The sequence below is a fragment of the Pelosinus propionicus DSM 13327 genome (assembly GCF_900114615.1).
Taxonomy (GTDB): Bacteria; Bacillota; Negativicutes; order DSM-13327; family DSM-13327; genus Pelosinus; species Pelosinus propionicus.
In genome coordinates this window covers 100,300-113,043 of sequence record NZ_FOTS01000010.1, presented here as the reverse complement: position 1 = coordinate 113,043, position 12,744 = coordinate 100,300, and the positions used below count along the sequence as shown (strand labels likewise).

The following is a 12,744-nucleotide window of genomic DNA, read 5'->3' as shown; positions in this document are numbered from 1 at the left end:
AACATGGGAATGAATGAAGCTAAACTTCAGGAAATACTAGATCAATATCCACCTAAGGTACAAAAAAATCGTAAGAAACATATATTCATTAAACGATCTGATGTGGAAAGTCAGCAGATCGAAGCCAACACCCGGACCATTCCTGGTATTATTACCAACAGAGGCTGTGCGTATGCCGGTTGTAAGGGCGTTGTGTTAGGTCCGATTAAAGATATGGTGCATATTGTTCACGGACCAATCGGTTGTGGCTATTATGCGTGGAATACGAGACGAAATAAAGCAAAATCTGACGATCCAAAACAGAATTTTATTAATTACTGCATATCTACAGATATGCAGGAAAGTGATATCGTTTTTGGCGGAGAAAAGAAACTGGCTAAGGTAATTGATGAAGTTATGGAAATCTTCAATCCTAAGGCTATTACTCTTTCTGCTACTTGCCCTGTAGGATTAATTGGCGATGATATGGGGGCTGTTGCTAAAGCGGCAGAAGCAAAGCATGGCGTGCAAGTACTGTCTTTTAGTTGTGAAGGCTATAAAGGGGTTAGTCAATCCGCAGGTCATCATATTGCCAATAACATTTTAATGGAAAAAGTCATTGGTACCGGGGAACAAGAAGAAGCTCCTGCTAAGTTCCCAATTAATCTTCTTGGAGAATACAACATTGGCGGAGATGGCTGGGAAGTAGAACGTATCCTCAAAGAAATCGGCTACCATGTAGTATCGGTTATGACAGGGGATGGCTCTTATGAAGCAATTAAAAATGCGCATACTGCAGAACTGAATTTGGTGCAATGCCACCGCTCCATTAACTATATTGCTGAGATGCTAGAAACCAAATATGGTACACCTTGGCTTAAAGTTAACTTTATTGGAATTGAAGGGACAATTGAATCCTTGCGTAATATGGCCCTATATTTTGATGACAAAGAACTGACTCTTAAGACAGAAGCAGTAATTGCCAGTGAATTGGCGAGAATTGAACCTATCTTTGACCAATATAAGAAGATTTGTGAAGGTAAAACAGCTTTTTGTTTTGTTGGCGGATCTCGTGGTCATCATTTCCAAAACTTATTTAGTGAACTTGGCATTGAAACTTTATTAGCAGGTTATGAATTTGCTCATCGGGATGATTATGAAGGACGTGAAGTCATTCCTACCATTAAAACAGATGCAGATAGTAAGAATATTCCTCACTATACAGCAGAAGTTGATGAAAAACGCTTCCGCTTGAAAGTTTCACCTGAAAAGCTGGAAGAGCTAAAAGCAAAAATACCTCTAGGTCAATATAATGGCATGCGCTTTGATATGAAAGATGGCAGCATCATTGTTGATGACTTAAATCATTTTGAAACAGAAGAATTTATAAAAGTATTGAAGCCAGACATCTTCACTTCCGGGATCAAGGATAAATATGTCATTCAAAAAATGGGTATTAACTCGAAACAATTACATTCCTATGATTACAGCGGACCTTATGCTGGTTTCAATGGTGCTGTTAAATTTGCTGAGGATATCAGCATGGGATTCGCCTCACCAACTTGGAACTTTATAACCCCACCATGGAAAAATCAACCTTTACTAGAAGGGTCAGTAACTGAGGAAGGAGTGGCATAGTATGTTAGATTGTACACCAAAGGATATAACAGAACGTAAAAGCGGCGGTATTATTAACCCTGCCAAGACTTGTCAGCCAATTGGCGCTATGTATGCTGCTCTCGGGATTCACAAATGTCTGCCTCATAGTCATGGATCACAAGGGTGCTGCTCTTACCACCGTATGCACTTAACCCGTCATTTCCGTGATCCGGTTATGGCTTCCACTAGCTGTTTCACAGAAGGATCATCCGTATTTGGCGGTGGTGCTAATTTAAAAGCATCGATACAAAATGTTTTTCACATCTATAAACCAGATGTTATGGCCATACACACGACTTGTTTAACGGAAACCATCGGCGATGATGTTTCCAGTATTATTAAAACAGCAGAAATTGCGGAGGGGAAGCTAGTCATTCATGCGAACACTCCAAGTTATGTTGGGTCTCATATCACAGGGTTCTCCAATATGACAAAAGCGATGGTGAGCTATTTAGCAAAGAGTACGTCACCAGAGAAAAAAGAACAAGCCAATATTATTCCTGGCTTTGTCAATCCTGGAGATATGCGGGAAATAAAACGCTTGGTAGAAAGTATGGGTATTGAATATATTATGTTCCCTGATACATCAGGGGTTGTCGACTCACCAATGACGGGAGAATTTGAAATGTATCCTGAAGGTGGCACAACTGTGGAACAGTTACAGGATACAGGAAACTCTCAGATCACATTGGCTCTTGGTCGCTTTGCCTCTAGTGACCCCGCTGATCTTTTAAACAAAGATTATAAAGTTCCTGTAGCTACTCTTAAAACACCCATTGGAATTAAAGCTACAGATGCGTTATTAATGACCTTGCGTAATAGTTTTGCCCGTGAAATTCCTAAAGAATTAGAAATAGAACGAGGTCAGTTGGTTGACATTATGACCGACACTCATTTCCATTTTCATGGGAAAACCGTAGCAATATTTGGCGATCCTGATATTGTAACCGGCATAACTGAGTTTGTATTAAGCTTAGGAATGGTTCCTCTTCATGTGCTTACGGGCACACCGGGCGGATCATCCAGTTCTGCAGCAGGAAGCTTTGAAGATGACATTAACGGTATGCTGAAAGGCGCTGGAATTGAGGCTAATGTAAAAAGTGCAGGAGATTTATTTACTTTGCATCAGTGGATTAAGAATCAGCCTGTAGATCTATTGATTGGCAATACCTATGGAAAATATATTGCCCGTGCGGAAGATGTTCCTTTTATGCGAGTCGGGTTCCCGATTTTAGATAGAAGTGTTCATTCCTACTTGCCGATTGTTGGTTATCGAGGCGGCATGAGGCTAATTGAGATGATCAGCAATGCGCTATTAGACAGAGCCGACCGTGATGCCAAAGATGAAGACTTTGAATTGGTAATGTAAATAGAGACTCTCTGAAATCTCTTGAATGATTGAACCACAGAGGTATGGAGAACACAGAGAAGTATTTTCTAGCCTCATAGTTAGCTTTTCTCTGTATCCTCTGTGCTTCTGTGGCTTTTCAAAATGAGTTTTTATTTTCTTTACAAATTGTTTTTTCGCACAGTTTTTAGGAGAGGAGTGAGATTACTATGGCTGCAGATCTTGCAGAAAGCATTATAGAACGAGACGAGTTTATTGTTACGAAAGGTAAGAATAAGAAACAGCTTAAATGTGATGCGGACAGTTCTGCCGGCTGTGTAAGCCAAAGAGCTTGTGTGTATTGTGGAGCCAGAGTTGTGCTCAATCCAATTACAGATGCCATACATTTGGTACATGGACCAATTGGCTGTGCCACCTATACTTGGGACATTCGCGGCAGCTTGAGCAGTGGTGCTGAATTATATCGGAATAGCTTTTCTACCGATTTAAAAGAACAAGATATTATTTTTGGCGGCGCAAAAAAATTAGCAGCAGCCATAGATGGACTGGTGGAAAAATATCAGGCAAAACTAGTATTTGTATATTCAACCTGTATTGTCGGCGTAATTGGTGATGACTTGGAAGCCATTTGCAGCGCCGCCTCTCGAAGACATAATATTGAAGTGATACCAGTAGAGTCTAGCGGATTTATTGGTAATAAGTCCGCAGGCTACAGAGCTGCAGGAGATGCATTGCTTCGTTTGATAAAACCCTTTGAGTCTACAGTAGTCGAAAAGAACAATAGTATTAATTATTTAGGGGATTTTAATCTGGCTGGTGAAGCTTGGATCATTCAAAATTATTTACGGCAGATGGGGGTAGAATTAAACGTTACATTTACAGGGGATTCCCATTATACAGCCTTGAAATCAGCCCCTAACGCTAGGTTAAACATCATACAGTGTGCTGGATCGATGATTTATCTTGCAGGAAAAATGGAAGAACTCTATCAGATTCCTTATATTCAAATATCCTTTTTAGGTATTGAGGATACGGCTGCCTCATTGCGTAATATTGCGGCTGCTTTAGGAGAAGAGTCTATGATTGTTAAGGCTGAAGAGTTGATTGCTAAAGAGACGGCTAGAGTAGAAAACATTATCAAAGGATATAGGGCTAAGCTCGAAGGTAAAAAGGCTGCTATTTTTGTTGGTGGAGGATTTAAGGCCATTTCTCTAATTAAGCAATTTCGGGAAATTGGTATTGATGTAGTGATGATTGGTACGCAAACCGGCAGAAAAGAGGAATATGAAATCATGAATGAGCTAGTGGATGACGGTACGGTGATTCTAGATGATGCGAATCCTGCTGAACTGGAAAAATTCATGATGGAAAAAGGTGCCAATTTACTAGTAGGCGGAGTTAAAGAAAGGCCTTTGGCTTATAAATTGGGTATTGCCTTTATTGATCATAATCATGATCGCAAACATCCGTTAAGTGGTTTTGAGGGTGCCGTTAATTTTGCTGAAGAAGTATATTCTACCGTCTGTTCTCCTGTATGGAAGAGCCTTACCTCATTGGGAATGGGAAGCGGGGTGGAAAATCATGGCTGAAAAAAACAAAGAGAATGTCTATTTTCGGAATGTGAATGAGAATCCCTGTAATATGTGCATGCCAATGGGCGGCATATTAGCATTAAAGGGAATCGAACAGTCTATGGTTATTGTTCATGGGTCCCAAGGTTGTAGTACCTACATGCGCAGGCATATTGCCGAACATTTTAATGAACCTGTTGATGTAGGATCTTCTTCATTAAATGAAAAAGGCACCATATACGGAGGGGAAAAGAATCTTAGACAAGCTTTGGACAATATTAGAAAGGTATATCATCCCAATTTGATTGGTATTGTAACGACTTGCTTAGCAGAAACCATTGGTGAAGATATTGAGAGAATTACGGGGCAATATCTCATTGATAAAGAGATGGAAGAGTTTCCGATTGTTACGGCTTCCACGCCTGGCTATGGCGGAAGTCACTTTGAAGGTTATTTTTTTACTCTAAAAAGAATATTGATGCAGCTAACAGAAGCTGCAGAAAAGAATAATAAAATAAATATTATTATTCCGAATATCAGTCCTGCTGATATTCGTGAAATAAAGCGTATGTTAGCTCTCATGCAAATTGAATATGTCTTATATCCTGATTTTTCCGATACTCTGGATCGCCCTTTTGCAAAGCCTTATACCAAGATGAGCAATGGTGGGACCAAAATTACGGAAATACGATCTATGGGTGGTGCTGTAGCGACCATCCAAATGGGAATCACCATAGAGGATGGGATTTCTCCAGGAAAATATTTAGAAGAACAATTTGGTATTCCTCTATATAATATAGCCATACCTATGGGTGTGGAAAGTACAGATGCATTTATCAATACCTTAGTAGAAATTACTGGTAAGAAGGTTCCGGAAAGTATGAAACAAGAGCGTGGACGTTTGTTAGATGGGATGATTGACTCTCATAAATATAATTTTCAAGGAAGAAGTGTTATTTTTGGTGAGCCGGAAATGGCTTATGCGGTAACCAAAATTTGTGTAGAAAATGGCGTTTTTCCAGCAGTCGTGGCTACCGGCAGTCAAATTGGGAAGTTCAATCAATTAGTAACAGCAGCAGTAGCTGATTGTCCAGAACAAAGTAAGATATTAATTGAAACAGATTTTTCTCATATCTTAGCTGCCAGTAAGGAAGGAAAAGTCAATATTGGAATTGGTCCTTCCGATGGTCGATATCTTACAGAAAAAGGTGGTATTCCTCTCGTAAGGCTGGGTTTTCCCATTCATGATCGGGTAGGAGGACAGAGACTTTTATCTGTAGGCTATACGGGTACAATGATGTTGTTGGATCGCATCACTAATACCTTGCTGGAAAGCAAATATAAATCATATCGAAGCTCTATGTATGAAAAATTCTATCAGCAAGGATAGCTGGCTGTAGTAAAGTGAAAAATTACCCTGCAATGCTAGGGGAAATTGAGGTGAAGGGTATGGAAGAGAGCAAACATCCTTGTTATAATGCGGATGCTCATCATAAATATGCGCGAATGCATTTGCCAGTGGCACCCCAGTGTAATATTAGCTGTAATTATTGCAATCGTAAATTTGACTGTGTAAATGAAAGCCGGCCAGGAGTAACGAGTGAAGTGCTGACACCAGAGCTTGCCAGCCAAAAATTTTCCTGGGTCAAAGAAAATATTGAAAATTTAAGTGTAGTAGGGATCGCCGGTCCTGGAGATGCTTTGGCAAATTGGGATGTTACCAAAAAATCCATTGAATTAATTCAGGCTAAAGGTGAGGATATTATCTTTTGCTTGTCAACGAATGGCTTAATGTTGCCTCACTATGCAGCAGAGCTTGTAGAACTGGGTATAAAGCATATTACCGTTACGGTGAATTGCCTTGATCCTAACATTGGGGCGCGGCTTTATAAAGTCGTGAATTATGAAGGCAAAAGCTATACCGGAGTAGCTGGGGCTGAATTGATGATTCAAAATCAATTGCAAGGCATTGCCTATTTGGTGGAGCATGGAGTGCTGGTTAAAATCAACATTGTCATGGTAAAAGGAATCAATGATCAGCATATTCCGGAAGTCGTAAAGAAAATGAAAGAATTAGGGGTCTTTATCACGAACATTATGCCGCTGATTCCGGCTCCCGGAAGTGCGTTTGAAAAATTTCCGCAAACCAGCATGAAAGAAATTAATGAAATGAGAGATCTCTGTCAGCTTGAAATGCAGCAGATGAGACACTGTAAGCAGTGCCGGGCTGATGCAGTTGGACTCTTAGGCAATGACAGGTCTAATGAGTTTCGTATGACTAAGCCAGAACCAGAAAAATCCGTGTTGCCAACTAAGCAGATTGGTAAAGAGTATAGGATTGCAGTTACCTCCAAACATGGAAAATTAGTTGATCAACATTTTGGGCATACGACAGAATTTTTAATTTACCAGGTAAATGATGAATCCTTTACCCTTATGGAAAGACGCAAAGTGGAACAGTATTGCTCTGGTGCTTCAGAATGTGATGATTCAGATTCTAAGGAGGGACAAAAGAACGCAGCAATTCAAGCGATTGAGGATTGTGATGCCGTTTTGACCATGCGTATTGGTTATCATGGACAACAAAGGCTATTAGAGCATGGCATTGTGAGTGTGGAATATTGTTATACCGTGGAAGAGGGCTTGTCTTATGTAGTAGAACAGTTAACGATGAAAAAAGCGATTTGAAAGGAAGGGTCTAATCATGATGAATAAACCAAAGTTTCATATTTTCGTATGTACCAGCTCGAGAGCAAATGGTCAACAGAAAGGTTACTGCCATACGAAGGGCGGCGTGGAATTGGTGGCAAAATTCATGGAGGAAATTGAGGATCGGGATTTAGGCGGTGAAGTATTTGTGAATAATACAGGCTGTTTTGGCATCTGCGAACAAGGGCCTGTGGTTGTTGTATATCCCGGTGGTACATGGTATAAGGGGGTCACTCCTGATGATGTAGAAGCCATTATGGAGGAGCATATTGAAGGTGGTAATATAGTAGAACGTTTAGCACTTTAATAGAAAGTAGGATCTTAGTTGTGAAAGAAAGGGGGAGGAGCTGCAATGTATCCAGAAGTCGCAGTCTGTATAAATGATGATGGCGTAACCAGTTCTTTCGATGAGGCAAAAGCTATAGTCATTTATCAAAAAGTACAGGGGTCGTGGAAGATTATCAGAGAACAAAAATTTTCATTAGACAAAGAAGCTGGATTGGTTGGTTTGCGTCGGCAGATGGCTGAAATCATTTTGTTTTTAGACCAATGTAAGATTTTTGTAGGCTGTGCTGTTGTTGGTGTACCTTACTTTGAATTAGAAAAAATTCAGTGCAGTATTTGGGAATTTGAAGGAAAGCAAAAGCCGTTATCATTTCTAGATTATGTGGCAATGCAAGAAGAAAACAAGGAAGAGGAGGAGCAATTCCAAGGCAATAATGTAATTCCTTTGCCCATAGAAAGAGGGAAGGGCGAATATTATATATCCATCAAAGAGATTCAGGAGAATTCTGGTGGGATGAGTTCTAAACAAGTGCTGCTGCCGTTCTTGCGGCAAGGGAAATTCTATCGTCTAGAGGTCCTTTGCAATCACATTCCTCCTTGGCTGGAAACAGAATTGACAGGTGGTAATTTAGTTGGTGAAATAGAAAAAACAGCACCTGCCGAAACTCACGTTTATATTAGTAAAAGAGTTTGTGAAAAATGATTTGGGCTGATCAAACGATACAAGAAGGTCTGCGAAGAGGAATGGACAATGGACAGATAAATCTCTTGCTTGAGCTTTTGCAAAAGCTTCCAGTGGATGTTGTTGATTGTAAAGTAGCTGACTGGGAGAAACATAGTTTGCCGAAGTTGGATATGTCTCAGCAAAAATATATACGCGGGAAAATTAATGGCACGTTAGCGGAAGTCACATTGGCTGACAAGTTAGGGTTTAAAAACGTTATTATTACTTGTACTCCACATTTGGGGCAAGGTCTCACAAGTACTGTTTGTACAGCCCTTTTTACTGCGCAGCGGTTAGGTATGAATATTGGATTTTGCATAGACAATGCTTCCCAATTTTCAATAGAAGAACTTTGCTTTCTCTGGAGAGATATTCCCATTGATGGAATCGATACGTTTATATATGGGGATAAAGAGAGTCTTTTGGATCCGGTAGCAGCTTCGAGAATTCTAACTGCTTTATTGATTAAGATACCTGCTTGTTTAGAATTTCATGGGCATAATGCCTATGGCCTGGCTACCGGTAATGCACTAGCTGCCTTACAAGTTGGTGTAAAACGAATTGCAGTAGCAGTAGCTGGTATCGGTCTGCAGGGGCATGCTGCTGTGGAAGAAGTTATCATGGCGCAAAAACGATTGCTAGGAGATGCAAGTAAGGAAACAAGGCATTTAGCGTTGATTTGTTCTCAAATCTTGTCTGCTATGGGGCTAATCCTGCCGAAGACAAAAGCGATCATTGGGCAGGATATTTTTGCTCATGAGTCAGGAATTCATGTAGATGGAGTAATTAAAAATCCTCAGATGTATGAAGCTTTTTCTCCAGAAGAGGTTGGGTTGACCAGACAACTAGTAATTGGCAAGCATTCAGGAAATGCATCTATCCAAGCTAAGTTTCGGCAGTGGAATGTTAGCATGTCTGATAATCACGCTCAAATTTTATTAAAACAGGTTCGAAGAATGGCAGTGAGGCAAAAGAAGCAAATAGATGATCCCGTATTATGGGAGTTGTATCAAGCAATACAGGCAAAGCAGGAAGGATAGATGATTATGAAGGATGCAAGAACAATTGAGATTGTGGATACAACTCTTCGAGATGGAGAACAGTCTCCAAGCATTGTTTTTTCTGCTCAGGATAAATTAAATATTGCTAAGGCTCTAGATAAGGCGGGAGTCACCTGGATTGAGGCAGGGGTACCTGTTATGGGAGAAGAAGAGCAAGAAGCGATGAAGATGATTTTGTCTGCTGGACTGAAAGCGAATGTAATTGCTTGGAATCGTGCCCTTAAAAATGATATTTTGTCTTCAGTTTCTTGTGGTTTTTCCCAATTGCATATTTCTGTCCCTGTTTCTGATTTGCATATTGAACAAAAATTAAAAAAAAGCAGAGAATGGGTACTGGAGAATTTAAAACAATCCATATTGTTGGCACAAAGCTTTGGCTGCATGGTTTCTGTGGGAGCGGAAGATGCTTCACGAGGGGATCGGGAGTATTTCCTGCAAGTTGCAAATATAGCGGCAGAATTAGGAGCAGTTCGTATACGTTATGCGGACACGGTAGGTTGTCTAAATCCATTAGCGGTGCATTCTATTTTTCAGGAATTGATTCCTCGCTGCCCATTGCCGGTAGAAGTTCATATGCACAATGATTTTGGTTTAGCCAATGCCAATACCTTAGTAGCACTTGCTGCCGGCGCTGAACTGGCAAGTACAACGATCGGGGGGATTGGCGAACGGGCGGGAAATGCGGCATTAGAGGAAGTGGTCACTGCATGGCAAGTGGTATATGGCATGAAATGTCATGTTAATAGAACTGATTTACCCCACTTAGGGCATTTGGTGATGCAGGCTGGCAGCAAGGATGTATTTGACTATAAGCCAATCATTGGCAATGCTTTTACTGACGCTCATGCTAATAAAATAGCTTAGTAGTCTAGTGTTTAGAAAAACTCCAAGATGACTTGCGATATGCAAGGAGTCTTGGAGTTTTTCTAATCGTCTGGAAAGTATAAGTTTGTAAGTAGAGAAATATAAGATTTATAAACCATAAAGGCGCAAGACTGTTTCCTTTGCGTCTTTGTGGTTCAAAATGGCTATGTTTTAAAGAATGCATAGCTTTTGGTTGTGCAGGAATTTGTGAATTTGGTATGGAAGTAGGGAAGGGCGATTTTGTAGAATAGGATGAAAAAGAAGCAATGGGAGTAATTATATGAAAAAAAATGATGTGTTATGTACTTCTCATAAAATACAACGGTGTGGTTGGGTAACGTCTGATGCTTTATATCAGAAATATCATGACACCGAATGGGGAGTGCCTCAATATGATGATGATAAATTGTTTGAATTTCTGCTGCTAGAAGGCTTACAGGCAGGGTTAAGCTGGATTACTATATTAAAGAGGCGTGAAGTTTATCGTGAAGTGCTGGATGGATTTTTGGCAGCCAAAATTGCTGTTTATGATGAGGAAAAAATGTTACAATTGATGTCTGACCCAAGATTGATTCGTAATTCACTAAAGATGACAGCGATTGTTAAAAATGCTAAAGCTTTTTTGCAAGTACAACAAGAAACAGGCAGTTTTTCAACGTATATTTGGCAGTTTATTGGTGGTATGCCTAAAATAAACAGATGGTCTTCTCTGGAAGAGGTTCCCACGGAGACGTTAGAATCAAAGGAAATGAGCAGGGCTTTGAAGAAAAGGGGCTTTTCTTTTGTTGGACCGACGATTTGTTATGCCTATATGCAGGCAATTGGAATGGTGAATGACCATATAATCCATTGTTATCGTCACAAAGAATTGCTGAAAGAGTAATAGAGCAAGGAGTAAATCGAATGGACGTATTAAATATTTTTGAAGTGATTGGAACCGTTGCCTTTGCTGCGGCAGGAGCTTTGACGGGGATACACAAACATTTAGATCTATTTGGCGTGTTTATGTTAGCGCTAACTACAGCAGTTGGCGGAGGTATTGTACGGGATGTTTTAATTGGGATTAATCCTCCTACGGCCTTTGTCTATCCCTTTTTTACTATTATCAGTTTGGTTACAGCTATTATTGTAAGTATCAATTATCAGTGGATTAATAAATTCAACAATGTGATTTTAATCTGTGATGCAGTAGGGCTGGGTGCCTTTACGGCAGCCGGTGCTAATATGTCATTTTTATATGAGTATCATCGGTTGTTTATCACCGTCATGATGGCCGTACTAAGCGGTGTAGGCGGTGGTGTGATTCGAGATGTATTTGTGCGGGATATTCCGTTTATTTTTCAAAAAGAAGTATATGCAGTAGCCTCTATGGTAGGCGCGATTTGTTTTTTTTATTCAAAGCCGTTCTTATTAGGAAATGGTGCGATGTATTTATGTTTTTTTGTTACAGTAAGCATTCGGATGGTTTGCATGAAATATGATATTAATTTTCCGGTACCTGCTGCAAAAGGACGAGAGAAATTTGAAAGTAAGGGAGAGTAAGGATGGAAACTAAAAAAATTAGAGATTTTCAGCCTGGTGATCTAATTCAGAGTTTTTTTCTTGTGAAGGCTGCTGAATACAAAACAACCAGTACTAATAAAAGCTATCTTGATCTAACATTAGTGGATTCTACTGGTGAAATTAATGCTAAGATCTGGGATCACAGCACAGAGACGGAACCGAAATGCAATGTAAATATGTTAGTCAGAATACGGGGAAGTGTTTCTGAATGGCAGAGCCGGCTGCAGCTTAAAATTGACAAAATCAGGGTCGCTACACAAGAAGATGCATTAAATATTGGTGATTTTGTGCCTGTTGCTCCCTATAGTCCAGAAGCGATGTATGGGGAGATTGAAAAATATATAAGCATGATTGAGAATGCTGATATTGGCAAAATTGTCAGTACTTTAGTTGCTGCTAATAAAGAGAAGCTGCTATTATATCCGGCAGCAAAGCAAAATCACCATGCTGTTCGTTCCGGCCTTTTATATCATATAACCACTATGTTGAAAATGGGTGAAAAGGTAAGCGAAGTGTATGTAAGTCTGAATCGGGACTTACTATTTGCAGGCATCATTCTTCATGATATTGCAAAAATAGCAGAAATGAATGCTAGTGAATTAGGGATTGTCTCTGAATACACGGTAGAGGGAGAGCTCTTAGGGCATATCATCCAAGGAATAAAAATGATTGATCAGACTGCTGTAGCGGTGGGAGCCGATCCGGAAGCCTCCCTGCTTTTGCAGCATATGGTCTTGTCCCATCATTATGAGCCAGAGTTTGGCAGTCCTAAAAGGCCAATGATACCTGAAGCTGAGATACTGCATTATCTGGATATTATGGATGCAAGAATGTATGATATGGGGCGAACTTTAGAAAAGATAGAAGATGGACATTTCTCTGACAAAGTTTGGCTGCTGAATAATCGTAAACTGTATAAATCTTCAGTTAAAAGCAGTAGAGTAGAGAAAGAACCAAATACTCTCTTCTAACCCAGTTAGC

Annotated in this window: 12 protein-coding genes; all 12 read left to right on the top strand. The window is 40.0% G+C overall.

Going from position 1 to position 12,744, the window contains the following annotated elements; genetic code table 11:
• The first annotated feature begins 3 nt into the window (after window positions 1-3).
• The 12 genes from nifD (at window position 4) to BMZ99_RS07125 (ending at window position 12,734) form a co-directional block, all read left to right on the top strand.
• On the top strand, window positions 4-1,617 hold the full coding sequence (gene nifD / locus BMZ99_RS07180; RefSeq protein WP_090934551.1) for a nitrogenase molybdenum-iron protein alpha chain: 1,614 nt from the start codon (window positions 4-6) through the stop codon (window positions 1,615-1,617).
• Between the two features lies 1 nt (window position 1,618).
• On the top strand, window positions 1,619-3,007 hold the full coding sequence (gene nifK, locus BMZ99_RS07175; protein ID WP_090934547.1) for a nitrogenase molybdenum-iron protein subunit beta: 1,389 nt from the start codon (window positions 1,619-1,621) through the stop codon (window positions 3,005-3,007).
• Window positions 3,008-3,195: 188 nt separating this feature from the next.
• A complete protein-coding gene (nifE, locus tag BMZ99_RS07170; protein ID WP_090934544.1) occupies window positions 3,196-4,575 on the top strand; it encodes a nitrogenase iron-molybdenum cofactor biosynthesis protein NifE in 1,380 nt (459 codons plus the stop codon).
• On the top strand, window positions 4,568-5,947 hold the full coding sequence (locus BMZ99_RS07165) for a nitrogenase component 1 (RefSeq protein ID WP_090934541.1): 1,380 nt from the start codon (window positions 4,568-4,570) through the stop codon (window positions 5,945-5,947). Before nifE ends, BMZ99_RS07165 begins: the two co-directional genes overlap by 8 nt.
• A 59-nt stretch (window positions 5,948-6,006) precedes the next feature.
• On the top strand, window positions 6,007-7,245 hold the full coding sequence (nifB, locus tag BMZ99_RS07160) for a nitrogenase cofactor biosynthesis protein NifB (RefSeq protein WP_090934620.1): 1,239 nt from the start codon (window positions 6,007-6,009) through the stop codon (window positions 7,243-7,245).
• Window positions 7,246-7,261: 16 nt separating this feature from the next.
• The gene (locus tag BMZ99_RS07155; protein ID WP_090934538.1) at window positions 7,262-7,573 is read left to right on the top strand and encodes a 2Fe-2S ferredoxin; all 312 of its coding nucleotides are present in this window, start codon (window positions 7,262-7,264) and stop codon (window positions 7,571-7,573) included.
• Between the two features lie 45 nt (window positions 7,574-7,618).
• Window positions 7,619-8,254 (top strand): Fe-only nitrogenase accessory AnfO family protein, encoded by a 636-nt coding sequence (locus BMZ99_RS07150; protein ID WP_090934535.1) that lies wholly within the window; start codon window positions 7,619-7,621, stop codon window positions 8,252-8,254.
• Window positions 8,251-9,315: a homocitrate synthase/isopropylmalate synthase family protein gene (locus tag BMZ99_RS07145; protein ID WP_090934533.1), complete on the top strand. Its 1,065-nt coding sequence runs from the start codon at window positions 8,251-8,253 to the stop codon at window positions 9,313-9,315. Before BMZ99_RS07150 ends, BMZ99_RS07145 begins: the two co-directional genes overlap by 4 nt.
• 6 nt (window positions 9,316-9,321) lie before the next feature.
• The gene (locus BMZ99_RS07140; RefSeq protein ID WP_090934617.1) at window positions 9,322-10,200 is read left to right on the top strand and encodes a beta/alpha barrel domain-containing protein; all 879 of its coding nucleotides are present in this window, start codon (window positions 9,322-9,324) and stop codon (window positions 10,198-10,200) included.
• 280 nt (window positions 10,201-10,480) lie between these two features.
• Window positions 10,481-11,083: a DNA-3-methyladenine glycosylase I gene (locus BMZ99_RS07135; RefSeq protein WP_090934530.1), complete on the top strand. Its 603-nt coding sequence runs from the start codon at window positions 10,481-10,483 to the stop codon at window positions 11,081-11,083.
• A gap of 20 nt (window positions 11,084-11,103) precedes the next feature.
• Entirely contained in the window at window positions 11,104-11,742 is a 639-nt protein-coding gene (locus tag BMZ99_RS07130) for a trimeric intracellular cation channel family protein (protein ID WP_090934527.1), read from the top strand.
• A gap of 2 nt (window positions 11,743-11,744) precedes the next feature.
• Window positions 11,745-12,734 (top strand): 3'-5' exoribonuclease YhaM family protein, encoded by a 990-nt coding sequence (locus BMZ99_RS07125; RefSeq protein WP_090934523.1) that lies wholly within the window; start codon window positions 11,745-11,747, stop codon window positions 12,732-12,734.
• Window positions 12,735-12,744 lie beyond the last annotated feature (10 nt).